The organism is Geomonas agri (assembly GCF_020179605.1).
GTDB lineage: Bacteria > Desulfobacterota > Desulfuromonadia > Geobacterales > Geobacteraceae > Geomonas > Geomonas agri.
Map to the genome: position 1 here is coordinate 291,399 of NZ_JAINZO010000001.1, position 23,087 is coordinate 314,485.

Here is a 23,087-nt window from a genome sequence, read left to right on the forward strand (position 1 = left end):
TATGAAACTCACCATCAACCTGGCCACCAGGCGCTACGTCAACCTGCCCCAGCTCAACGCCATCTTGACCGTGTCGTTCGTCATCCTGGTGCTGCTCCTGGTTTACCTGGTGCGTGAGGTGGCCAACAACCAGGTCGAGATCAACAAGATCAAGAGCCAGAGTGCAGCGGCGAGTCGCGGGCCTGCGGGTGCAGCTCCCATCCCTGCCGAGCAGATGACGGCGCTGGAGGCAAAGATTGCCTTCGCCAACACCCTCATTGACCACAAGTCGGTGAACTGGCTCGCCATGCTGGACAAGCTGGAGCTGGTGGTGCCGGCAGGGGTGGCCCTGACCCAGGTCGAGCCGGACCCCAAGGACCCGCAGGTCTTGAAACTGTCCGGCGCCGCCCTCAACTTCGGAAACCTGCGCACGCTGCTGGAGAACATGGAGCAGTCTCCTAACTTCTCCGATGTCTACTTGTTGAGCCAGAACGAGCGCAAGGTTGGTAAGGACCAGCAAGGATTTGGTTTCTCACTCTCGTGCAAGGTCAGTAACCGATGAACTACCAGATGCTACTCGACATGTTGGTCGCACGGCGCAAATCCTTCGCCTTCATCGGTTTCCTGGCGCTGCTCGTCCTGGCCGCTGAGCTCTATATCTCCAGCTACCAGCGACCGGAGTTGGGAAAGGTCCAGCAGGCCTGGTTCGCCAAGCGTGACGCATTGGCCCGCGGTGAGACCCAGGCAGATGCGACCAAGTACCAGCAGGGCATGCGCGACCTCGACGAGTTCCGCAAGTACCTGGTCCCGAAAAAAGAGCTGCCCGCGCTGCTCACCCGACTCTACGACACGGCGAAGAAGAACTCGGTCGCCCTGAACGGCATTACCTACAAGCCGGGCAAGGAAAAGGTGAAAGGGAGCCAGGTTCTGACCTACGGCATCTCCTTTAATGCGACCGGCAAGTACGGGTCGGTGAAGAGCTTTTTGGCCGACCTTGCGCGTCTCCGGGAAATGCTGGTCATCGAGGGCGTATCCCTGAGCAACACGAGCGCGACCGAAGAAAACGTAGAACTGAGGATCTCGACCACGGTCTACCTGACGGAGGGGGCATGAATCGCCAGAAACTAGCGCTTTTCCTGCTGCTCCTCGTCTTCGCGGGGTCCGTCGTCTACGCGATAGTGCGCTCGCCGCGGCAGCAGCAGGTGGCCACACTGAAGAACCAGCCCGGCGCCAGGGCCACCGTGCTCAGGAAGAAGCCTGATCTCGCACCCAAAGCGGCAGCACCGGCAGCCGGCGTGGTGCATCTCGACCTGCTGCAGCGGGAGAAACCCGGTTTCAGCGGTTTCAGGCGCAACATCTTCTCCCCCATCTTCAGGGACGAGCAGAAGCTGGCAAACCTGAAACTGCCGCCGCCACCGCCTCCCCCCAAGAAATTGCCCCCGCTGCCCGCGGCCTTGCCGGTGGTGCCACCGCCGCCGCCACCGCCGCCGACCCAGGAGCAACTGGACGAGGCCGAGCTGGGCAAGTTCGTCTTCATAGGATTTCTGAAGAAGGGGACCGCGCGGACCGTGTTCCTCTCCAAGGGAGGCGAGATCTTCCTGGCCAGGAAGGGCGGCCAAGTGGGCTCGAGGTTCCAGGTCTCCAACATCACCGATGATGCCATCACCATCAAGTCGATGCAGACCGACCGACAACTGGTGATTCCGCTGGTAGAGAATCGGTCGCTCAGCGTGCGCCGCGCCAGTGCCAGTCCCAGGCCTTAAGGAGCAACTTCATGCATAGACTAAGATCGATCTCAACCCTGATGCTGCTGACCCTGGCCCTCTCCGGTTGTGCGGCGGGGCGTACTGCTTTCAGCAAGGCAGAGCAGCTCGAGCACGAAGGGAATCTGGATGCCGCGTTGGTCAAGTATGCCGAGGTAGCCTCCAAACACCCGGAGGTAGGTGAGTATCGGGTAAAGCTCATGAATGTCACCCAGGCCGCCAGCAAGGTGCATTTTAAGAAGGCCGAGGCGTTCTTCGACAAGAAGAATTACGACGATGCCCTCAGGGAGTACCAGACCGCCTACGCCATGGACCCGACCTATGTCGAGGCGAAGAACCGCGCGGACCAGACGCTCAAGCTGAGAAACGCCCAGACCTACCTCGCGGAGGGGTTGGACTTCGAGCGGGACCACAAGCTGCGCGAGGCGATGAATTCGTACCAGCACGTACTGCAGTTCGAGCCGGGTAACAAGGCGGCCCGGGAAGGGCTGGACCGCATCCTGGCCGGGAAGAAGCAGAAGCTGGACGGCTTCGAGCTGAACCTGAAGTCTACTAAGCCGATCACGCTCAAGTTCAAGGACGCCAAGCTCAAGGACATCTTCAACATCCTGACCCAGCTCTCCGGGATCAACTTCGTCTTCGACGATGGGGTAAAGGACGTCAACGTTTCGCTGCACCTGGAGAACGGCAGCTTTCAGCAGGCAATGGAACTGTTGACCGGAATGCAGAAACTGGAAAAGAAGGTGCTCAACGAGAGCACCATCATCATCTATCCCAAAACCCCGGACAAGCTGAAGCAGTACGAGGAACTCTTCGTCCAGACCTTCTACCTGAACAAGCTGGACGCCAAGAAGGCGGTGAACCTGGTGCGCACCATGCTCCAGGTGAAGAAGATCTACGTGAACGAGGAGGCCAATGCCCTGGTCATCCGCGACACCCCCGAAGTGGTGGAGGTGGCGCGCAAGATCCTCGAGGCCAACGATGTTCCTGACGCCGAGGTGCTCCTCGATGTCGAGGTCTTCGAGCTTTCCAAGTCCGGCTCCGAGACCTTTGGCCTTGCCCTTTCCAGCTATGCGGCCTCGCTCGGGGTAACCGGGCCCCAGGGCAAGTTCCTCTCCGATGCCTTGAGCACCACCACGACCACGTCGACCACCACCGGGACCTCCACCACGGTGGCCGACGTCAGTAATCTGCTCAACGTCTTCAGTGTGAGGGGGTACAACGGCTACCTCACGGTGCCTAACGCCACCTTCAATTTCGGTAAGACCCTCTCCAACGGCGAGACGCTGTCCAACCCGAAGATCAGGGTAAAGAACCGCGAGAAGGCCAAGTTCAACGTCGGTACCAGGGTACCGATCACGACCACCTCTTCCACCTCCACCGGTACCAGCGTCAACGTCCAGTACGTGGACGTCGGTGTCAAGGTGAACGCCGAGCCGACCATCCAGTTGAACAACGAAGTATCCATCAAGCTCGGCCTGGAGGTGAGTTCCATCCTCGGCAGGGAGAAGGTCGGCACCGACCAGGCCACCACCGTGGTAACCATCGGGACCAGGAACCTCGACACCGTCCTGTCCCTGAAGGATGGTGAGACCAGCATCATCGGCGGCTTGATGCAGAAGAACGACACCGACAGCAAGAAGAAGGTGTTCCTGCTGGGCGACATCCCCGTGCTTGGCAACCTCTTTTCCAGCACCGGCAAGGCGAACGACAAGAGCGAGTTGTTGCTGGCCATCACCCCGAGGATCGTGCGCGGCGTGACGGTGCCGGAGAACGACGTGGCGGCCTTCTGGTCGGGCCGCGAAGACGAGCCCTCCACCAACAAGCCGTACCAATCCTTCGTAGAACCCGAGTTCGCCGATACGGCCGCTCCGGCCAAGGCAGTCCCCGCCCAGGCGACGCCTGCTAAAAAGCCCGCACCGGTTCCGGTTCCGGCTGTTCCGGCTGTTCCGGCTGTTCCTGGTGCCCCGGCTGGTCCTGCCCCTGCCGTCGTACCGGCGCCGGTTCCGGGTGCCGCACCGGCCGTTCCGGGTGCTGCCACAGTTCCTGCAGCTGAGGTCCCGGACGCAGCGGGTGGCGCCGAGGGCGAAGCCGCTGTGGAAATTCCCGCTGAGCCGGGCGTGGAAGCCGCAGCTGCCATTCCGGCCCAAACCCCGACTCCCGCCGAGTTGGGGGGCGCTGCAAACGCTGCTGCAGCTGCTGCAGCTGCTGCAGCTGCTGCCGCGCCCAAGGCCACTACGCCGGTCCCGCTGGAGAAGGCCCTGATTGCGCTGAGCCTCCCCTCCTCGGTGAAACTGAACGACCAGTTTGCGGTGCAGGTCAATGCCTCGGGGATGAAAGACCTGGAGAAGGCGGTGTTCGTACTAAGTTACGACCCGAAGGTCCTCGAGGTGATGGCGCAAACCGAAGGGGACATGCTCAAGGCGAGTGGCAAACCATCGACCTTCCAATCCTTTGCCGACAAGAAGAAGGGGGAGGTGTGGATGTCGGGTAGCAAGGGCGAGGGGGGCAGCGGTAACGGTGTGCTGGCCCTGGTCACCTTCAAGGCGATCGGGCAGGGGAGCACCCCGCTTTCCTTCTCCAACACCAGCTTCACCCAAAAGGGGGGAGGAGCGCTCGCCGTGACCCCGTTCAAGTCGGTAGTGGAGGTAAAGTAGCCCTAGGGCTCACGCCGCAATGTGCAAGATCCTTAAAGATAAAAGGGGAGTCAGCCTGATCGAGATGGTGGTGACCATGGTCATCCTCACCTTGCTCGCCTCGCTGATCGTGCCGTCGGCCCAGATGGCCTCCAAGCGGACCAAAGAGCTCGAGCTCAGAAGGAACCTGCGCGAGATCAGGACCGCCATAGACGAGTACAAGAAAAACTACGACAAGGCGCAGTCGGACCAGAAGACGGTACAGGTGCTGAATGCGACGGGCTACCCCAAGACCCTCGACCTGCTGGTGGAGGGAGATGATTTCGGTGGCTTGGTCAAGGAGAAGAAGAAGTTCCTGCGCCGCATCCCCAGTGACCCCTTCCACAAGGCCCAGGAGGGGGATCCCAAATGGGGGATGCGCTCTCATGCCGACGAGCATGACAGCACAACGTGGGGGGGGGAGGATGTCTTCGACGTCTATTCCCTTAGCGACGGCGTTGCCATCGACGGTACGAAATACAAGGACTGGTGAACCTCATGTTGAAGAGGATACTCAAGAGTCAGAGGGGTTTTACGCTGATAGAACTGATGATTGTCATGACAGTCATCGGCATTCTGGCGGCAATCAGCGTTCCCAATTACCAGTGGGGCATCATAAGGGCTCGCGAGGCGGTGCTGCGGGAAGACCTTTACACCATGCGCTCCACCATCGACCAGTACTATGCCGACCAGGGCAAGTACCCCGAGACACTGCAGGAACTGGTGGACAACAAGAACAAGTATCTCAGGGAGATACCCAAGGATCCCTTTACCAAATCCAAGGAGACCTGGGTAGTCACGGCGCCTCCTCCGACAGAGACCCCTACCGAAGGGGGCACTGGCGGGGTCTACGACGTGCACAGCGGTTCCACCCTGGTCGGCAGCGACGGCAAGCCGTACAACGAATGGTAGTTACGAGGCTTATAGACTGATGATTCAAATGCACAATGTTTTCATGTCGTACCAGCCCGAAGCGAGCGCGCTCGCCGACATCAACCTCAAGATCCCCAAAGGGGATTTTGTATTTTTGACCGGGCAGTCCGGGGCGGGCAAGTCGACCCTGCTCAAACTGATCTACGCCGATCTCACCCCCACCCGCGGACAGGTGCTGATCGACGGGGTCAACCTGACCCGGCTTTCGCGCTCCCAGGTTCCCCTGCTGCGCCGCTCCATCGGGGTGGTGTTCCAGGACTACAAGCTGCTCCCCAACAGGACCGTGCTGGAGAACGTGGCCATCACCCTGGAAGTGCTCGGGTGGGGCAAGCGCGACATCGGCAAGAAGGTCTACCACATCCTGAAAAGGATGGGGATCGAGGACAAGATCAACGCGACGCCCTTGAGGCTTTCCGGCGGCGAGCAGCAGCGCGTGGCGCTGGCGCGCGCCCTGGTAAACGACCCCAAGATCCTGGTCGCCGACGAGCCGACCGGCAACCTTGATGACGAGAACAAGGAGGCGATCCTCTCCATCTTCAAGGAGGCCAACAACCGCGGCACCACTGTGGTGGTGGCGACCCACGACCGCCGCGTGATCGAGAACTCCCACCGCAGGGTGATCAGGCTGGACAAGGGGAGCATCGTGCACACCCCCGATTTCCTGGTCGGCCAGCCCGCGCCGGCGGCCCCCGTGCTGGAGGTGCCCGATGTCCAAGGCTAACAAGGGGGCGGTTCGCCCCAAGCTTGAACAGGAAGGTTTCTTCGGCAGGCTCTCCTATTTCACCAGCCGCGCCTTCGCCAACCTGCGCCAGAATGTCTTCGTCAGCGCCGTCACCGTGGGCACCATCGCTTTGGCGCTGTTGATCGCCTCGCTGTTTCTGCTGGTCTACGTGAATCTCGATGGGATGGCCGAGGGGTGGAGCGACAAGGTGCAGGTGACCGCGTACTTCGACCAGGAACCGGCACCGCTCGCGGTCGCCGCGATGAAGGGACGGGTACAGGCCATTGCCGGCACGGCCAAGGTGATCTTCGTGAGCCAGGCCGAGGCGGAGAAGCGGCTGAGAAACCGCCTGAAAGGGCAGGAGTCGCTCTTGGAGGGGATCAGTTCCAACGTGCTTCCGGCCTCGCTGGAGATCAGGCTGGACCGAGACCACCGCGATACCGAATCCGTGGCCGCCTACGTGAGGAAGCTGAAGCAGATCCAGGGCATCAGCGAGGTGCAGTACGGCGAGGAGTGGGTGAAGCGCTTCAACTCGTTCATGAACCTGTTCCGGCTCATGGGGGCGCTGCTCGGGAGCTTCTTGACCATCACGGTACTCTTCATCGTCTCCAATACCATCAAGCTGACCATCTACGCCAGGAAGGACGAACTGGAACTGCTGGGGCTGGTCGGGGCGACCCGCTTTTTCATCAAGGCACCGTTCCTGATCGAGGGGATACTGCAGGGGGCTGCTGGAGCGGTGATCTCGCTGCTGGCACTCTTGGGGTGCTACTTCGCTTTCCTGAAAAACGCCGGCGACTTCCTCGGCATCAATCCGGCTTCGGCCGGGCTCTCCTTCCTTCCCGCCACGCACCTGGCCGGGGTGGTGCTGGGAGGAGTGCTGCTCGGCTTCATCGGCAGCGCGACCTCGCTCAAGAGGTTCATAAACGTCTAACATGCGCCAGCTTACCGCAACAATCCTGCTCGTCCTCACCCTCCTGGCCCCCGCGCTCTGCCGCGCCGGCGCCAACGAAGAGTTGCAGAACATCAAGAAGCAGATCAAAGAGAAGAATCGGCTCATCACCAAAACGCAGAAGGTGGAGACCAAGGTCTCGGGCGAACTGGTGCAGATCCAAAAGTCGCTCGTCGAGAAGCAGTCCAGCCTGACCGTCCTGGGACGCGACTTGGCCGGTGTCGAGAAGGGGATCGACAAGACCCACGAGGACATCGAGCACGAGCGCCAGGAGGCAGAGCGCAAGAAAGCACAGATCAACCGCCGCATGGCAGCGCTCTACAAGGGAGGCGACACTGGCAACCTGCGTGTTTTCTTCTCCTCGGAGTCCTTCCCGCAGATGAGCGAGAACCTGCGCTACATGCGTAGTATCCTGGAGAACGACAAGAAGCTGTTCCAGCAGTACAACGAGAACCTGGAGCGGCTGAGCAAGCTCAAGGAGCGCCTGGAGCAGGAGGCGGTCAAGAAAGAAGGCCTGCGCCGCTCCATCGAGGCGAAAAAACGCGAGATCGAGCAGGAAAAGAGCCGCAAGGCGACCTACCTGGTCAAGGTGCGCCAGGACAAGCAGGGCTACCTCGCCTCGCTCAAGGAGCTGCAGGCCAACGCAAGCCGCCTGCAAAGCATGATTCAAAGGCTTGAAGCGAAAAGTAGAAAAGCGTATAGTTCCAAGGGTCGTCCCGGCAAGACGACCGAACCGGCCCGGCCCGGCGTGACCGCCAAGGCCACCCCGGTCCCCAACCAGGGGCTGGGCGCCCAGAAAGGGCGGCTGTCGCTGCCGGTGCGTGGCAACATCATCGACCGTTTCGGAAGGCATAAGCACCCCGAATTCGATTCCTTTACTGTCAGTAACGGGATCTCCGTGGCAGCCCCCGCCGGCAGCGCCATCCATGCAATCTATGACGGTGAAGTGATTTTTGCCGACTATTTCAAAGGCTATGGTAATATGATCATCGTCGATCACGGCGACGGGTTCTTCAGCCTTTACGCCCACGCCTCGTCCATAGCCAAGAGAGTCGGCTCCAAGGTATCGAAAAATGATGTCCTTGCCAGTGTGGGCGATCTTGACTCAACCAAGGGGCCCATGCTCTATTTCGAGATCAGATACCAGGGGAAACCGGTCGATCCGTCCCCCTGGTTCAGATAAGCAGGGTATCGCAACAAACTTCCAGGGAGGCAAAATGTTCAAGGGCAGCAAATTCAAGAAGACAACCCTGTTTGTCACTACCGTTGCACTGCTGACGCTCGTCATCGCGTTCGGCGTGCAGCGCAGATGTGCCGCCCAGGGCGGCGGCAACGACTACCAGTCCATCGAGCTGTTCACCGACGTGCTGGCCATTGTCAAGAAAAGCTACGTCGAGGAAGTGGACACCAAGAAGCTTGTGTACGGCGCCATCAACGGCATGCTCACCTCCCTCGACCCGCACAGTTCCTTCATGCCCCCCGAGACCTACAAGGAGATGAAGATCGACACCAAGGGCGCCTTCGGCGGCCTGGGCATCGAGATCACCGTGAAAGAAGGGATCCTTACCGTCATCTCACCGATCGAGGACACCCCGGCCTTCCGGGCCGGCATCAAGGCGGGCGACCAGATCCTCAAGATCGACGACAAGTTCACCAAGGACCTCACCATAACCGACGCGGTGAAAAGGATGCGCGGCGTGAAGGGGACCAAGGTCACCCTGACCATCATGCGGGAAGGGTTCGACAAGACCAAGGACTTCGTCCTCGAGCGCGACATCATCCAGGTCAAGAGCGTGAAGTACAAGGTCCTGGACGACGGTTACGGCTACATCCGCATCGCTCAGTTCCAGGAGAAAACCGACGACGACCTGGAGAAGGCGCTGCAGGCACTGCAGGCGGACAAAGCACAGTTGAGGGGCCTGGTGCTGGATCTCAGGAATGACCCCGGCGGGCTTCTGGACCAGGCGGTCCGTGTCTGCGAACATTTCGTTCCGGAAGGGAAGCTGATCGTCTACACCGAGGGGCGCGAGAAGGATTCCCAGATGCGCTTCACCTCGCGGAAGAGCCACAAGCAGGGCGAGTACCCTATCGTGGTGCTGATCAACAGCGGTTCGGCCTCGGCCTCCGAGATCGTGGCAGGCTGCCTGCAGGACCACAAGCGCGCGGTCATCATGGGCACCCAGAGCTTCGGCAAGGGTAGCGTGCAGACCATCATCCCTCTGGCCGACAACTCTGGCCTGAGGCTCACCACCGCCCGCTACTTCACCCCGAGCGGCCGCTCCATCCAGGCCAAGGGGATCACCCCGGACATCGTCGCCGAGCGGGTTGAGATCGCCCCGACCAGCGAGAAGAAGGAAGGAATGCACATCCGCGAGAAGGACCTTGAGAACCATTTCGAAGGGGACAAGAAGGACGACCAGGATGAGAAGAAGGCAAAACCTGCTCCGTACAAGACCGACGATATGTTCAAGAACGACTCGCAGGTGCTGCGTGCCCTCGACCTTCTCAAGGGGTGGGACATCCTGAAGAGCATGGGCAAGCTTCCCTCTTAAGGGGGACTGGTTTGCACAAAGCAGTAAAGGGAAGGGGTGGCCAAACGGCCACCCCTTTTGCTTTATCGGTCGCCATGAGGGGAGGGGAGAGGCCGGTTCGGCTTGACAGCCCCCGAGGGGGTCAGTAAAGTAAACCGGTCCGTTCCCGCAGTAATCCCCCGGCCCCGAGGTCATCATGATCAGACAGACGCGCTGTCCTTGGTATTGGCTGCTTCTTTTGCTCCTGGTAGTTCTCCCGGTTCACCCTGTCTTCGCCTTGCCGACTCTTACCATATCCTCTCCGGCATCCGACGGCGTCTTCGTTCTGCGCGGCGAGCAGATGGACGGCGTGGCAGGCCTCGACCTCTCTATCGGCTACGACTCCGTTACGCTCGCCAACCCCCGCGTTACCATCGGCAAGATGGTGCAAGGGATGATGAACGCCGCCAACCCCGGCAATCCCATCAGGCTCGCCATCGTCGGGACGACCGCCCTCAAGGGGAGCGGCATCATCGCCAGTGTCGCCTTCGACCGGACCGGCACGTCCCCCGGCGTGGTCACGCTGGTTACCGGTACCCTCATCGACGCCTCTGGCAAGAAGGTGGTTATGGCGCAGCCGGTCATCGTCAACCCCTCGGCCGTGGTTGCTGCAGATGACAGCGGCGCTCCGACAGCGCAGCCTGGGCAGGATATCAAAAATGACATCTCGACAGGCGCGGCCACCGTGGCATCGCGTCCGCTGATGGTCGGGGGTACGGTGACCATGCCTGGCCAGGAAACGGCTGCCGGGCAGGAGGGGACCCCGGCCAAAGATACCGTGGTAGCGGCTGAGGCACAGGCGCCGGCAGAGGGGAAGCCGCTGGTCAAGAAACGACTACGCACCAAAAAGGCGCAACTGGAAGGTGAGGAACCTCCACTGGACCGGGAGGAAAACCCGCCCCCTCCGGAGCAGGAGACCCCGACTCGCCCTGAGGCCCCTGCGCCGTCACCGCAGGTAACCCAGCCGGTCCCGATCACCAGCGTCCTGGACCGCTTCAAGGCTTTTCAAGGCGAGCGAACCCCGGCCAACCTGGTTGCCCTGTTTAGCCAGGAGGCCTCCGCTGCCTACCGTCAGACCCCCCCGATAGCACTTGCCGACGGCAAGGCGACGGTAACACTCTTCATCACCATGGTGACCGGGGAGACTACGCCCAGCTTCACCTTCAGCGGCTGCACCTATGTCTCGCACCGGCGCACCGAGGCGGGGTGGGAAATCGTGGCCAGGCCGAAGCGGGACGTGTTAAAGGCCGATGTCACCATGCTGTATAGCGGCCTGAGGCAGGAGTTCCCGCTGACGGTGGCGCCCAAGGTCGCACTGGTGCCGGGGAAGCCGCTCCCGGTGAAGGAGGCTGATTTCGGACGTTTCCTGAAGGAACGGGGGACCGCATCGCGTCCACGTTTCGATCTCAACAGGGACGGCCGCCGCGATTACGTTGACGACTACATCTATACCGCCAACTACCTGGCGCGTACCGGCCTGCAGGCGCCATAGGTGCCGGGGCGGGGTGTCGATCGTTAAGCTGTGGGGGGCATGCCCTCTTCGACTTCAGTCGGGGGGGCATTGTCATGCATGGGCGATGGGATAATCTCGCCACAGCGGCAAAAGGCAGGGGACAGAGGCGGCACGTTTCTATTGCCGCAAAGGCGGCTATCGGGTATACACCATTTGCCGCCCATCAGAGTACTTTGACGGGAGGAGCCGATGCTAAAGCTAAAGGACAAGAGTCTGTTTCACCAGCTTTGTTTCATCAACGGCGCCTGGACCGGTGCTGATAGCGGCGAGAGCATCGATGTCGTCAACCCCGCTACCGGAGAAAAACTGGGCACCGTTCCCAAGATGGGAGGTGCAGAGACCCGCCGCGCCATCGAGGCGGCCCATGCCGCTTTGCCGTCGTGGCGCGCCAAGACAGCGCAAGAACGGTCGGTGATCCTCAGGCGCTGGGCTGACCTGCTGCTTGAGCACCTGGACGACCTGGCCGTGCTGATGACCGCGGAGCAGGGGAAACCGCTGGCCGAGGCGCGCGGCGAGACGGTTTACGCCGCCTCCTTTTTGGAATGGTTCGCCGAGGAGGGGAAGAGGGTCTACGGGGACGTGATCCCGTCGGACCAGGCGGGCAAGCGGATCGTGGTCCTCAAGGAACCAGTCGGCGTCTGCGCCGCCATCACCCCCTGGAATTTCCCCTCCGCCATGATTACCAGGAAGGTGGGGCCTGCACTGGCAGCGGGATGTACCATCGTGGTCAAGCCTGCCACGGCGACGCCGTACTCCGCCTTGGCCCTTGCGGTGCTGGCGCAACGTGCCGGGGTCCCGGAAGGTGTCTTTGCCGTCGTTACCGGTTCCGCGGGTGCCATCGGAGAGGAGATGACGAGCAACCCGCTGGTGCGCAAGCTCACCTTCACCGGTTCTACTGAGGTGGGCAAGAAGCTGATGGCCCAGTGTGCGGGAACGGTCAAGAAGGTTTCCCTCGAGTTAGGGGGCAACGCGCCCTTCATCGTCTTTGACGACGCTGATCTCGATGCCGCCGTTGAGGGGGCGCTGATCTCCAAGTATCGCAATACCGGTCAGACCTGCGTCTGCAGCAACCGGTTCCTGGTGCAGGAAGGGATCTATGACCGTTTCGCGGAGAAGCTGGCGCAGGCGGCAGCCCAGCTGAAGGTGGGAGATGGCCTGAAGGGGGAGACGCAGCAGGGGCCTCTGATCGACATGGCGGCGGTTGAGAAGGTCGAGGAACATATCGGCGATGCCCTCGCCAAGGGGGCCCGTATCGTCACCGGTGGCAACCGCCATCCACTAGGAGGATGCTTCTTCGAGCCGACGGTCATCGCCGACGTGACGCCTGACATGCATGTCGCCCGGCAAGAGACCTTCGGCCCGGTGGCGCCCCTATTCCGCTTCAGTACCGAGGAGGATGCGATACGTTTGGCCAACGACACAGAATTTGGCCTGTGCGCCTATTTCTATAGCCGGGACATGACACGGGTTTGGCGGGTTGCCGAAGCAATTGAATCCGGCATCGTCGGCATCAACACCGGCCTGATCTCCACCGTGGTCGCTCCCTTTGGTGGCATCAAGGAGTCCGGCGTCGGCCGGGAAGGCTCCAAGTACGGCATCGAGGAGTTCGTCGAAATCAAATACCTCTGCATCGGCGGCATAAGGTAACAAGCCGAACCATCAATCAGAAAGGACATTAACTCCTCCCCCTGGAGGGGGTAGGGGGGTATGGGACAGCATATGACAGAAGTCACCACCTACAACGACGGCAAAGTGCTGCGCGGCGAGGTCGACGTGGTACGGGAATTTCCCCTGGTGCTGCGGGTCAACGACCGGGAAATCGTCACGCTGATCGCCTCGCCCCACGACCTGCGCTTCCTCGTGGCGGGTTTCTTGCGCCTGCAGGGATTCGTCACGCACCTGGACGACTTCCTGATGTTGAGCGTTTGCAACGACTACGGCATCGCCAACGTCCGCATCAAAGGCGAGATCCCGGCGGAGTTGAAACCGGTCCTGACCTCCGGGTGTGGCACCGGCATCACCTTTTTGCTTCCCGAAGCTGCCTGCGCGAGGGGGATTGCCGACGGGGTGCAGGTTCCGGTTACGGCAATCTTCGAGTTGATGAAGCAAGTAGCGCTGAGTTCCGCCAAGTACAAAAGCCATGGCGGTGTCCACTCCGCGGCTGTCGGCGATACCGCGGGGCGGTTGCTCCTGCACGCCGAGGACCTCGGCAGGCACAACACCATCGATCGCCTGGCGGGGGAGGCTTTGTTGAAGGGAATTCCCCTCTCTGGCACCATCCTGGCCACCTCCGGTCGTGTCTCGGCGGAGATGGCGACCAAGGCGGCGCTCTTGGGCATCGCCGTCATTGTTTCCCGCACCTCTCCCACCGACATGGCTATCCGCATTTGCGAAGATGCCGGCATCGCCCTGGTGGGCTACCTGCGCGGCACCAGGTTCACCGCCTACACTCATCCGGAATATATTTTATTTCCTTAATGCTTGTCTGTCCCTCGCAGGGATTCAGCTCCACTGATTCCAGCTAAAACGCCACAGTAACAACTCTTTCGGCGCCGATCTGCGCCATTTTACAGGCGCTTTCAACAATTGACAAAGCAGGGTAAAAATTGTATACAGTATCCGTTCAAATGAAGCATCAGCTGACAGAAGACTTTTGATAACTTCCGTAAATAGCTGGACATTATCTAGGAGGAATCATGATCGAAGCGTATCTGAAGCAAGAGGCAGAAAGAAAGGCACTCGGTATCCCTGCGAAGCCGCTCGACCCTGAGCAGACCGCGGACCTTTGCAAACTGTTGGAAGCACCCCCGGCAGGCAAGGAGGAGTTCCTGCTCCACCTCCTGAAGGAAAGGGTCTCCCCGGGCGTCGACCCGGCTGCCGAGGTCAAAGCCGGTTTCCTGGCTGCCATCCTCGCAGGCTCCAAGAAGTCCCCGCTGGTCTCCAAGAAAGACGCGGTCCAGATCCTGGGCACCATGCTGGGCGGCTACAACGTGGCCCCGCTGGTCGCGGCCCTGAAGGACGCAGAAGTTGCTGACGAGGCCGTCAAGGCCCTGTGCGGCACCACCCTCGTCTACGATGCCTTTGACGATGTCCTCGAACTCTCCAAGTCCAACGCCGGCGCCAAAAAAGTGCTCGAGTCCTGGGCTAACGCCGAGTGGTTCACCTCCAAGCCGGGTCTGCCGGAGACCGTGAAGGTGAAGGTCTACAAGGTCGACGGCGAGATCAACACCGACGACTTCTCCCCGGCGGGCGACGCCTGGAGCCGTCCGGACATCCCGCTGCACGCGCTTGCCATGGGCAAGACCCGCTTCCCGGATGGCAATGCCACCATCGCCAAGTTCAGGGCTGACGGTTTCCAGGTTGCCTTCGTGGGCGACGTCGTGGGTACCGGTTCTTCCCGTAAGTCCGCCTGCAACAGCGTCCTCTGGCACATCGGCCAGGACATCCCGGCGGTCCCGAACAAGCGTCGCGACGGCATCATTATCGGCGGCGTCATCGCACCGATCTTCTTCAACACCGCGCAGGACTCCGGCGCGTTCCCGATCAAAACCGACGTGACCAAGATGAAGACCGGCGACGTCATCGTGATCAACGCCAAGAAGGGCGAGATCACCACCGAAGGCGGCGAAGTGCTCTCCTCCTTCAACGTGGCTCCGAACACCCTGTTCGACGAGTTCCGCGCCGGCGGCCGCATCCCGCTGATCATTGGCCGTGCCCTCACCGATCGCGCTCGCAAGGCCCTCGGTCTGGCACCGACCGACGTCTTCACCCTGCCGGTCAACCCGGTTCCTAAGGCTGGCCAGGGCTACTCGCTGGCGCAGAAGATGGTCGGCCAGGCCTGCGGCGTCGCCGGCGTTCTGCCGGGCACCGCGTGCGAGCCGAAGATGACCACCGTCGGTTCCCAGGACACCACCGGCCCGATGACCGCCGACGAGCTGAAAGAGCTCGCCTGCCTCAAGTTCCAGGCGCCGATGTTCATGCAGTCCTTCTGCCACACCGCCGCTTACCCGAAACCGGCCGACGTCAAGATGCACAAGACTCTGCCGCAGTTCATCATCGAGCGTGGCGGCGTGCCCCTGAAGCCGGGCGACGGCGTCATCCACTCCTGGCTGAACCGTCTGCTGGTTCCGGACACCGTCGGTACCGGCGGCGACTCCCACACCCGTTTCCCGATCGGCATCTCCTTCCCGGCAGGCTCCGGCCTGGTCGCCTTCGCGGGCGCGCTCGGCTTCATGCCGCTGGACATGCCTGAGTCCGTACTGGTCCGCTTCAAGGGCAAGTTCAACCCGGGCATCACCCTGCGCGACGCGGTCAACGCGATCCCCTACTGGGCCATCAAGCAGGGCCTGCTCACCGTGCCCAAGAAGAACAAGGTCAACATCTTCAACGGCCGTATCCTCGAGATGGAAGGTCTGCCGGATCTCTCCGTTGAGCAGGCTTTTGAACTGACCGATGCCGCTGCCGAGCGCAGCGCCGCGGCAGGCTGCATCAAGCTGTCCGAGGCGTCGGTAGCTACCTACCTCCGCTCCAACGTGGCCCTCATGAAGCAGATGATCGCTGACGGCTACCAGGATGCGCAGACCCTGCAGAACAGGATCGACGCAGCCAACGAGTGGCTGAAGAATCCGAAGCTTCTCGAAGCAGATGCCAACGCCGAGTACGCCGCGGTCATCGAGATCGATCTCGCCGAAATCACCGAGCCGATCCTCGCCTGCCCGAACGATCCGGACGACGTCAAGCTCCTCTCCGAGGTTGCCGGCACCCCGATCCAGGACGTGTTCCTCGGTTCCTGCATGACCAACATCGGCCACTTCCGTGCTGCCGGCGAGATCTGGAGGGGGCAGAAGTTCAACCCGAATGTCCGCACCTGGATCTGCCCGCCGACCCGCATGGATCAGGCAAAGCTGAAAGACGAGGCGTACTTCTCGGTGTACAGCGCCATGGGCGCCCGTGTCGAGATCGCCGGCTGCTCCCTCTGCATGGGTAACCAGGCACGCGTGCCCGACGGGGTGAACATGTTCTCCACCTCGACCCGTAACTTCGACGACAGGATCGGCAATGGCGCCAAGGTGTTCCTGGGCTCCGCAGAGCTCGGTGCCGTCACCGTGAACATGGGCAAGCTCCCGACCCCGGCCGAGTACCTGGCCGTGTACAAGGAGAAGGTTGAGCCGAACAAGGCCAACGTGTACAAGTACCTCCAGTTCGACGAGATGTAATAAGAGCTGGTAGCAGCACAATAAGAAAGGCCCGCCGGGAAACCGGCGGGCCTTTCTATTTTAGGGTTAGTCTGACCAGTCAGACTGGTCAGGCGTCCCTGGCTAGACCAGTGCTTTCAACTCCGCGATGAGGTCGGCCAGAAGGTCGTACCCCCCCTGCCAGAAGCTCGGGTCGCTGAAGACGATCCCTGCCGGCGCCAAGGTGTCGCCGGGGGACTTGGAGCCGCCGTCGGCGAGGATGCCGCGGTAGATGGGGACGAAGCTCTCCCGTTCCTTTAGGTAGCGCTGGAACAGCGACAGCACCACCAGCTCGGCGCAGGTGTAGGAGTAGCAGTAGAAACGGGCGTGGATGAAGTGCGAGATGTAGCTCCAGCCGTACCGGTATGGCTCGATCATCTCCACCGCGTCACCGTACAGCTTCGCATTCTCCTGCCACCAGAGGTCGGCCAGCTCGTTCGCGGTCAGAAGTCCGTTCACCCGCTCCAGGTGCATGCGTTCCTCGAATCTGGTCAGTACGTTCTGCCGGAAAGTGGTGGCGATGATGTCCTCGATCTTGGCGCACAAGAGCGACTTCTTCACTTCGACGTCGGTCTCCCGCTCCAGGAGTTGGCGTGTCAGCAGCATCTCCCCGAACACGGATGCGGTCTCCGCCAGCGGCAGCGGCGGGTGATAGTTCAGCATGGTCTGGCGCTGGGCGAGCTGGTAATGGATGCCGTGGCCGACCTCGTGGGCGATGGTGGCGACGTCGCGCAGGTTGCCGGTGAAGTTCAACAGGAGATACGGCGGGAGCGACGGGGTCATCCCCATGCAGAAGGCACCGCCGCTCTTGCCGGGCCGAGGCAGCACGTCCACCCGCCTCTCGGTGAAGAAGGAGTCGGCGAGCTGAGCGAACTCTTCGGAGAAGCCCCGGTATGCCTCGACAGTCATGGTGCGTGCTTCTTCGAAGCTGTATTTGCGGTCGCTCTCGGTGAGCGGCGCATAAACGTCCGTGTTCTTCAGCTTGGGCATGCCGAGCAACTTGGCCTTGAGGCGGAAGTATTCCTGGGCAAGCGGGTAGTTCTTTTCGGAGACCTGCATCAGGCTTTCCACCACCTCGTTGGGGATCTCGTTGCCGAGGTTGGTGGGCTCCATCGGATGGCTGTAGTTTCTGAGCTCCATCTCCTGTGAGTGATCCAGCGCAACGTTGTTGAACACCGCAGAGTAGAGGATGCTATGCTCCTCGTGCTTTTTCAGGAAGGTGCCGAAGGCGCGCTCCCTCAGTCCCGCATCGGGATGGTGCAACAGCGCCAGCAGCTCCTCTCCGGTCATCTCCCGGGTCTCCCCGTCCATCTCCAGGGTGTAGCGCAGCGAGGCGGATACCTCGTCGAACAGGCGACAAAAGGCCTGCACGCCGGTCAGGCTCTTCTGGGTGAGCAGGCTCTCCTCACGCTCGGAGAGCGTGTGCTTCTTGAACTTGCGCAGTACCGCCAGGAAATGCCGATAATTGTCGAGCAGGGGGGCGTTAAGGAGTTGCTGGAAAGGCTCCTCCTCCATCTGGATAATCTCCAGGTCGAAGAAGAGGAGTTCACGCCCCATGGCATTGCCGAACTCCTGGGACTTTTGGGAGAGGCGTTTGTGCAGGTCGCTTTCGCTGTCGGCGGCGAAGAGTAGGTGCGAGTACAGTTGCGGCACTGACAGCTCTTCCTGCAGCTTCTCGTAGCGTTTTAGCGCCTCGAGTAATTCTTCAGCTGAAAGCCCGGCGACCTTGCCACGGTAGCGCTCCCTGAACTCCGCGACTTGTGCGGTGGCGCTTTCGAAGGCTTGGGTCAGTTCGGGGGCGGAAGGGGAGGGGTAAAGTGGTGTGGTGTCCCAATTGAGATCGCTGCTCATTGTTCCTCCTGGCAGGCGTGGATTATTCAATGATTCCGAATGAATGGAACCGATAGTAATGCATGGGGTGCATGGTGTCAAGGCAGGGGGGTGCCGGTAAGCGCCAGTTCTAGCGGTGCGCGCCGCTCAAGTTGCCTTGACAACCAAGAGGGGTGCGATAGAACTAGCGAATGTTAAAAAAATATAATTATGCAATGGTTTAGCCGCCGACTGTTCTTCCGGGTAGGAAGTGGAGACCTCCGCTTCCGCAAGTGGTTCCTCTGTTAACCGCTAGCAGGCGAGGATGGACGTCATGAAAAAGCGTCAGGTAGTTGAAGATGCGGCCTGCCGGCCCCCTTCGGGGAACGGCAGCGAGTCCCACCCCGCCGGGTGGATGGGTGCTCAATGCGTGGTACTGCAGCGGCTCTTTGCGGGCCGCAACGACGTGAACTTGTCAGGGGGGCAACTCGCACCGAGCGGCGAGACCGCCTGCGGCATGGTGGAGGGCGTCTCCGGTCAGATGACCCTCAGGGAAGCCCGGGACAGGGTGGAACGCTACATGGTGCACGATGCCATCGAGGCTGCGGGGGGGAACATGAGCAAGGCAGCTGAAGTGCTGGGGGTGAGCCGTCCCGCCCTCTACGACCTGGCCAAGAAGTACGGGCTGTGCCGGATCAAACCGCGCGGGTAGGTGAGAGCTCCACGCTCATACCGCCATCGCGCGGGATTAGTTCACTGAAGTAATGAATGGAGTGAAAACTCTCCGATTGCGCCGGCGTCGCCATCGAGCTGAATCGCCCGACATGGATCAGGTAGCGGATGCCGAAGCGGCGCGCGGTCTCCAAGTTGGTCTCGCTGTCCTCTCCCAGCATGGTCCGTTCCGGATCATACGGCACCTTCTGCTGCAGTTTCCCCCAGAAAAGGGGATCTTCCTTAGGCAGCCCCAGGTCGTGGGCTGAAATAATCCCATCGAAGTAGCTCCCTATCCTGGTCAGGCGCAGTTTGATGTTGAGGGTTTTACTGTGGGCGTTGGTCACCAGGTAGATCTTCTTGCCGTGCTGGCGCAAAAAGAGGAGGAACTCGATCACGAAGGGGTGCACCGCGATCAGGTGGTTTACCTCCTCCTTGAGCACCGGGATGTCGAGGCCGAGCTGCGCCGACCAGTAGTCGAGGTCGGTCCAGTTGAGGGTCTGCTCCTGGGAGCGGAACAAGCGGTGCAGCTTCTCCTGCGCGGCGTGCTCGCTGAGGCCGTTTTTTTCCGCGTAGCGCTTGGGGACGTGCTCCAGCCAGAAGTGGTCGTCAAAGTGCCGGTCCAGCAGGGTGCCGTCCATGTCCAGGTGGACGGTGTCGATAAGGTTCCAGTCTACGTGCAGGGGGGGGAGGGGCATTGGAAAGGGTTCTCTTTTTTGGGTCGGACCTGTCTGGCTAGTTGGACTAGTCCGACAGGTCCGACGTCGACGTCAGACTAAGCTTTGGCTTTTACGAAGGCCTTCACCAGCTCCTTGTCGGCAGCCATGATCTCGCAGCGGGTTTCCTTTCCCTGCAGGGCTGCCAACTGCGGCGGCAGCGGCGCGGGTGTCCCGATGGCGCGCTCCACGGCCTCGCCGAACTTGGCGGGGTGGGCAGTGGCCAGGCAGACCACGGCGGGGTGCCCCTTGACGCACTCGAGTGCGCCGCGCACGCCGACGGCGGTGTGCGGGTCGAGCAGGTAGCCGGTCTCCTTGTTGAACGAGGCAATGGTCTCCAGGGTCATGGCTTCGTTCACAGTGCAGCTCAGGAACTCGCTCTGCACGCGCTGCACCTCTTCGGCAGTGAAGACGATCTTGCCAGTCTGCTGCAGTTCGGCGAAGGCGCTTCTGACCCGCTCCGGGCTCTCGTTGAAGAGGTAGTACAGGTAGCGCTCCAGGTTGGAGGCGAGCTGGATGTCCATCGACGGCGATACCGTCTGCACCACCTGGCCCAGCGAGTAATCGCCGCTTTGCACGAAGCGCGCGAGGATGTTGTTCTCGTTGGTCGCCAAAAGCAGTTTCTCGACAGGAAGGCCCATCCTCTTGGCGAGGTAGCCGGCGAAGATATCGCCGAAGTTGCCGGTCGGCACCGAGAAGACCACCTTGCCCTGCTCGGGGAGCCTGCCCCAGGCGTAGAAGTAGTAGACCACCTGCGCCAGCACGCGCGCCCAGTTGATCGAATTGACTGCGCCCAACGCGTATTCCTTCTTGAACTCCAGGTCGTTGAACAGGGTCTTGACGATATTCTGGCAGTCGTCGAAGGTCCCCTCGACGGCGATGTTGTGCACGTTCTCGTCGAGCACGCTGGTCATCTGCAGTGCCTGGATAGGCGAGGTCTTCAGGTGCGGGTGCAGGATGAAGATGTTAATGTTTTCCTTGCCGCGTACGCCGGCGATGGCGGCGCTGCCGGTGTCGCCGGAGGTGGCGCCGAGGATGTTCATCTTCTCGCCGCGCTCCTTCAGGAGGTATTCGAACAGGTTACCCAAAAGCTGCAGCGCCACGTCCTTGAATGCGAGGGTGGGGCCGTGGAACAGCTCCAGGATGTACACGCCGTCCTTCTTAACGAGCGGCGTGGTCTCCTGGTGCTCGAAGCTGCCGTAGGAGCGGTCGATAAGCGCTTTCAGGTCGGCGGTCGGGATGTCGGTGGCGAACAGGGAAATGATATTGAAGGCGAGCTCGCGGTAGGGGAGCCTGGCCCAGGCAGCAAGGGTGTCAGGTGCGATCTGCGGGATACTTTCCGGAAGGATCAGGCCGCCGTCGGTGGCAAGTCCCATCATCACTGCTTCCTTGAAGCCGATAGGCGTGATGTTTCCCCTGGTGCTTACGTATTTCATGTCAGTTCTCTTTCCTGGTGCTGGTTTTGGTGTGGTTGCGGCAACGCCAATATATAGCAGCTAATGCCATAAAAGTGAAGACATTGCTTGGAACCGCGGCACTGTCAGGGGGGCCGTGATGTGCATTGGCAGGAGGAAATGGAGCGTGGACACGAGAAATTTTAATATTGTATTAAATTTGGACAATGTCATGGCGACGTACGGGCAGTTTTCGGTCATCGGGACAGAGGGGAAACCGTGTCAGAATCAGCCCCCGAACATGCGCCAAAGCCCCAACAACGGCTTGATTTCGCAAAAAAAGCGCTTGCATAAACGACTCTTCCATGCTAAATAATGGGTCACATGTTAATGTTCACTCAAAAGTGAGCTCCTCCGGCTCGCTTTTTTTTATGGGAAAACGCAGATGGCAAAGGTTGATGTAGTAGAAAGAGTCACAGAGATTGTCGCCGAGATCGGGGGACCGCTCGGGATTGCCCTGGTGGACTTGGAGTACAAGCGCGAGGGGCGCGACATGGTGCTGCGCATCTTCCTGGAGAAGGAGGGTGGCATCAACCTGGACGACTGCGCCGATGTGAGCCGCCAACTCTCCGACATCCTCGACGTTGAAGACTTCATGCCGGAGCACTACAACCTGGAGGTCTCCTCACCCGGGATCTGCCGTCCCCTCAAGAAAATCGCCGATTACGAGCGCTTCCAGGGGCACCTGGTCAAGGTGAAGACTTTCGATACGCTCACCGACGACGCGGGGAACAAGCGCAAGACCTTCACCGGGAAACTGCTCGGGGTTCAGGACGGGGTGATCAGTATCGATCTCACCGAGGGACAGCACGCCTCGATCCCGCTGGACAAGGTGGCCAAGGCCAACCTCGAATTCGAATTCTAAACTTTACTTTGCAATTATCAGCAAGCAGAAGGAGACAGTGACGTGGAAACGAGCTTTAACCTCAAGCACACGATCGATCAGATCGTCAAAGAGAAGGGTATTGATAAAGGGATTGTGGTAGAGGCGCTGGAACAGGCAGTTCTTACCGCGGCCAACAAGAAATTCCGCAATACCCGCGATCTGGAGGCGCACTACAACCCCGAGATCGGTGAGGTTGAGCTGTTCGAGTTCGTTACCGTCGTGGAAGAGGTGCAGGATTCCTACCGCGAGATCGAGTTGGACGAGGCGCGCGAGGAAGACCCGGAGGTCGAGATCGGCGACTCCATCGGCATGAAGATGGACGCTTCCGGCTTCTCCAGGATCGCCGCGCAGACCGCGAAGCAGGTGATCATCCAGCGCGTGCGTGAGGCGGAGCGCGAGACCATCTTCAACGAGTTCCAGGAGCGCCAGGGCGAGATCGTCAATGGCGTGGTGCGCCGTTTCGAGAAGGGCGACCTGATCGTCGACTTGGGTCGGGCCGAGGCGCTTTTGCCGCACAAGGAGCAGGCCCCGCGCGAGGTGTATCGCCAGGGCGACCGCGTCAAGGCCCTCATCACCGAGATCCGCATGACCACCAAAGGTCCGCAGATCATGCTGTCCCGCACCCATCCCACCATGCTGGCCAAGCTGTTCGAGGCCGAGGTGCCGGAGATCGCGGAAGGCATCGTCGAGATCAAGAGCGTCGTGCGCGAGCCGGGCGGGCGTGCCAAGATCGCCGTCTACTCGCATGACGGCGACGTCGACCCGGTAGGCGCCTGCGTCGGTATGCGCGGCTCCCGCGTCCAGAACGTGGTGTCCGAGCTGCGCGGCGAGAAAATCGACATCATTCCGTGGAGCGAGGATATCGCCCGCTTCGCCTGCAATGCCCTGGCCCCGGCCGTGGTGACCAAGGTGTACGTCGACGAGGAAGATTACGCCATGGAAGTCATCGTGGCGGACGACCAGCTCTCGCTGGCCATCGGTAAGCGCGGCCAGAACGTGCGCCTGGCGGCCAAGCTGACCGGCTGGAAGATCGACATCAAGAGCGAGACCCGCATGGCGGAGGCCGAGCTGCAGCAGTTCGCTTCCTACGACGGCACCGAGGTCGAGGAGGCCGAAGAGCCTGTCGAGGCTGTCGAGCCGGCAGCGGTAGAGGCGGCCGAAGAGGAATAAG

At 60.9% G+C, this 23,087-nt stretch carries 20 protein-coding genes; 17 read left to right on the forward strand and 3 right to left on the reverse strand.

The annotated features are described in order from the left end of the window. Nucleotide 1 precedes the first annotated feature (1 nt). The 14 genes from K7R21_RS01355 (at nt 2) to acnB (ending at nt 16,322) form a co-directional block, all read left to right on the forward strand. On the forward strand, nt 2-541 hold the full coding sequence (locus K7R21_RS01355) for a PilN domain-containing protein (RefSeq protein WP_224981448.1): 540 nt from the start codon (nt 2-4) through the stop codon (nt 539-541). Next, a complete protein-coding gene (gene pilO / locus K7R21_RS01360) occupies nt 538-1,092 on the forward strand; it encodes a type 4a pilus biogenesis protein PilO (RefSeq protein ID WP_224981449.1) in 555 nt (184 codons plus the stop codon). The genes K7R21_RS01355 and pilO overlap by 4 nt, the downstream gene beginning before the upstream one ends. After that, the gene (locus K7R21_RS01365; protein ID WP_224981451.1) at nt 1,089-1,742 is read left to right on the forward strand and encodes a type II secretion system protein PulP; all 654 of its coding nucleotides are present in this window, start codon (nt 1,089-1,091) and stop codon (nt 1,740-1,742) included. Before pilO ends, K7R21_RS01365 begins: the two co-directional genes overlap by 4 nt. 11 nt (nt 1,743-1,753) lie before the next feature. After that, nucleotides 1,754-4,399, forward strand: a complete 2,646-nt coding sequence (locus K7R21_RS01370) for a secretin N-terminal domain-containing protein (RefSeq protein ID WP_224981452.1) — start codon at nt 1,754-1,756, stop codon at nt 4,397-4,399. Between the two features lie 19 nt (nt 4,400-4,418). Beyond that, on the forward strand, nt 4,419-4,910 hold the full coding sequence (locus tag K7R21_RS01375; protein WP_224981454.1) for a type II secretion system protein: 492 nt from the start codon (nt 4,419-4,421) through the stop codon (nt 4,908-4,910). Between the two features lie 5 nt (nt 4,911-4,915). Continuing rightward, nucleotides 4,916-5,329: a type IV pilin protein gene (locus K7R21_RS01380; protein ID WP_224981456.1), complete on the forward strand. Its 414-nt coding sequence runs from the start codon at nt 4,916-4,918 to the stop codon at nt 5,327-5,329. 19 nt (nt 5,330-5,348) lie between these two features. After that, a complete protein-coding gene (ftsE, locus tag K7R21_RS01385; protein ID WP_224981457.1) occupies nt 5,349-6,071 on the forward strand; it encodes a cell division ATP-binding protein FtsE in 723 nt (240 codons plus the stop codon). Beyond that, the gene (gene ftsX, locus K7R21_RS01390; protein WP_224981459.1) at nt 6,058-7,005 is read left to right on the forward strand and encodes a permease-like cell division protein FtsX; all 948 of its coding nucleotides are present in this window, start codon (nt 6,058-6,060) and stop codon (nt 7,003-7,005) included. Before ftsE ends, ftsX begins: the two co-directional genes overlap by 14 nt. A 1-nt stretch (nt 7,006) precedes the next feature. Then, the gene (locus K7R21_RS01395; protein WP_224981461.1) at nt 7,007-8,206 is read left to right on the forward strand and encodes a murein hydrolase activator EnvC family protein; all 1,200 of its coding nucleotides are present in this window, start codon (nt 7,007-7,009) and stop codon (nt 8,204-8,206) included. Between the two features lie 34 nt (nt 8,207-8,240). Continuing rightward, a complete protein-coding gene (locus K7R21_RS01400; RefSeq protein ID WP_224981462.1) occupies nt 8,241-9,575 on the forward strand; it encodes a S41 family peptidase in 1,335 nt (444 codons plus the stop codon). 175 nt (nt 9,576-9,750) lie between these two features. Continuing rightward, a complete protein-coding gene (locus K7R21_RS01405; protein WP_224981463.1) occupies nt 9,751-11,085 on the forward strand; it encodes a cohesin domain-containing protein in 1,335 nt (444 codons plus the stop codon). Nucleotides 11,086-11,295: 210 nt separating this feature from the next. Then, nucleotides 11,296-12,753, forward strand: a complete 1,458-nt coding sequence (gabD, locus tag K7R21_RS01410; RefSeq protein WP_224981465.1) for an NADP-dependent succinate-semialdehyde dehydrogenase — start codon at nt 11,296-11,298, stop codon at nt 12,751-12,753. 72 nt (nt 12,754-12,825) lie between these two features. Next, nucleotides 12,826-13,584 carry a formate dehydrogenase accessory sulfurtransferase FdhD gene (fdhD, locus tag K7R21_RS01415; RefSeq protein ID WP_224981467.1) on the forward strand — a complete coding sequence of 253 codons (759 nt, stop codon included), beginning with the start codon at nt 12,826-12,828 and terminating at the stop codon, nt 13,582-13,584. A gap of 218 nt (nt 13,585-13,802) precedes the next feature. Beyond that, entirely contained in the window at nt 13,803-16,322 is a 2,520-nt protein-coding gene (gene acnB, locus K7R21_RS01420; protein ID WP_224981468.1) for a bifunctional aconitate hydratase 2/2-methylisocitrate dehydratase, read from the forward strand. A 102-nt stretch (nt 16,323-16,424) separates the two neighbouring features. On the opposite strand, the gene K7R21_RS01425 is transcribed toward acnB, so the two are convergent. Beyond that, nucleotides 16,425-18,191, reverse strand: coding sequence for a M3 family oligoendopeptidase (locus tag K7R21_RS01425; protein WP_224981470.1), 1,767 nt, complete (start codon nt 18,189-18,191; stop codon nt 16,425-16,427). A 292-nt stretch (nt 18,192-18,483) separates the two neighbouring features. Between K7R21_RS01425 and K7R21_RS01430 the strand changes: the two genes are divergently transcribed. Beyond that, nucleotides 18,484-18,861: a helix-turn-helix domain-containing protein gene (locus tag K7R21_RS01430; RefSeq protein ID WP_224981472.1), complete on the forward strand. Its 378-nt coding sequence runs from the start codon at nt 18,484-18,486 to the stop codon at nt 18,859-18,861. On the opposite strand, the gene yrfG is transcribed toward K7R21_RS01430, so the two are convergent. Continuing rightward, on the reverse strand, nt 18,845-19,558 hold the full coding sequence (gene yrfG / locus K7R21_RS01435; RefSeq protein ID WP_224981474.1) for a GMP/IMP nucleotidase: 714 nt from the start codon (nt 19,556-19,558) through the stop codon (nt 18,845-18,847). The genes K7R21_RS01430 and yrfG overlap by 17 nt on opposite strands. Nucleotides 19,559-19,635: 77 nt before the next feature. Beyond that, on the reverse strand, nt 19,636-21,012 hold the full coding sequence (gene thrC, locus K7R21_RS01440; RefSeq protein ID WP_224981475.1) for a threonine synthase: 1,377 nt from the start codon (nt 21,010-21,012) through the stop codon (nt 19,636-19,638). Between the two features lie 403 nt (nt 21,013-21,415). Here thrC and rimP point away from each other — a divergent pair, with 403 nt between their 5' ends. Both rimP and nusA read left to right on the forward strand, forming a co-directional pair. After that, entirely contained in the window at nt 21,416-21,895 is a 480-nt protein-coding gene (rimP, locus tag K7R21_RS01445) for a ribosome maturation factor RimP (RefSeq protein ID WP_224981478.1), read from the forward strand. Between the two features lie 42 nt (nt 21,896-21,937). After that, nucleotides 21,938-23,086: a transcription termination factor NusA gene (gene nusA / locus K7R21_RS01450; protein ID WP_224981480.1), complete on the forward strand. Its 1,149-nt coding sequence runs from the start codon at nt 21,938-21,940 to the stop codon at nt 23,084-23,086. Nucleotide 23,087: the final 1 nt, after the last annotated feature.

Coding starts and splice junctions, on each gene's coding strand:
- K7R21_RS01365 (WP_224981451.1), top strand. CDS start 1,089: ATGAATCGCCAGAAACTAGCGCTTTTCCTGCTGCTCCTCGTCTTCGCG.
- K7R21_RS01425 (WP_224981470.1), bottom strand. CDS start 18,191: ATGAGCAGCGATCTCAATTGGGACACCACACCACTTTACCCCTCCCCT.
- acnB (WP_224981468.1), top strand. CDS start 13,803: ATGATCGAAGCGTATCTGAAGCAAGAGGCAGAAAGAAAGGCACTCGGT.
- K7R21_RS01375 (WP_224981454.1), top strand. CDS start 4,419: ATGTGCAAGATCCTTAAAGATAAAAGGGGAGTCAGCCTGATCGAGATG.
- yrfG (WP_224981474.1), bottom strand. CDS start 19,558: ATGCCCCTCCCCCCCCTGCACGTAGACTGGAACCTTATCGACACCGTC.
- K7R21_RS01405 (WP_224981463.1), top strand. CDS start 9,751: ATGATCAGACAGACGCGCTGTCCTTGGTATTGGCTGCTTCTTTTGCTC.
- pilO (WP_224981449.1), top strand. CDS start 538: ATGAACTACCAGATGCTACTCGACATGTTGGTCGCACGGCGCAAATCC.
- fdhD (WP_224981467.1), top strand. CDS start 12,826: ATGACAGAAGTCACCACCTACAACGACGGCAAAGTGCTGCGCGGCGAG.
- K7R21_RS01430 (WP_224981472.1), top strand. CDS start 18,484: ATGAAAAAGCGTCAGGTAGTTGAAGATGCGGCCTGCCGGCCCCCTTCG.
- thrC (WP_224981475.1), bottom strand. CDS start 21,012: ATGAAATACGTAAGCACCAGGGGAAACATCACGCCTATCGGCTTCAAG.
- K7R21_RS01370 (WP_224981452.1), top strand. CDS start 1,754: ATGCATAGACTAAGATCGATCTCAACCCTGATGCTGCTGACCCTGGCC.
- K7R21_RS01380 (WP_224981456.1), top strand. CDS start 4,916: ATGTTGAAGAGGATACTCAAGAGTCAGAGGGGTTTTACGCTGATAGAA.
- rimP (WP_224981478.1), top strand. CDS start 21,416: ATGGCAAAGGTTGATGTAGTAGAAAGAGTCACAGAGATTGTCGCCGAG.
- K7R21_RS01395 (WP_224981461.1), top strand. CDS start 7,007: ATGCGCCAGCTTACCGCAACAATCCTGCTCGTCCTCACCCTCCTGGCC.
- K7R21_RS01355 (WP_224981448.1), top strand. CDS start 2: ATGAAACTCACCATCAACCTGGCCACCAGGCGCTACGTCAACCTGCCC.
- ftsX (WP_224981459.1), top strand. CDS start 6,058: ATGTCCAAGGCTAACAAGGGGGCGGTTCGCCCCAAGCTTGAACAGGAA.
- K7R21_RS01400 (WP_224981462.1), top strand. CDS start 8,241: ATGTTCAAGGGCAGCAAATTCAAGAAGACAACCCTGTTTGTCACTACC.
- gabD (WP_224981465.1), top strand. CDS start 11,296: ATGCTAAAGCTAAAGGACAAGAGTCTGTTTCACCAGCTTTGTTTCATC.
- ftsE (WP_224981457.1), top strand. CDS start 5,349: ATGATTCAAATGCACAATGTTTTCATGTCGTACCAGCCCGAAGCGAGC.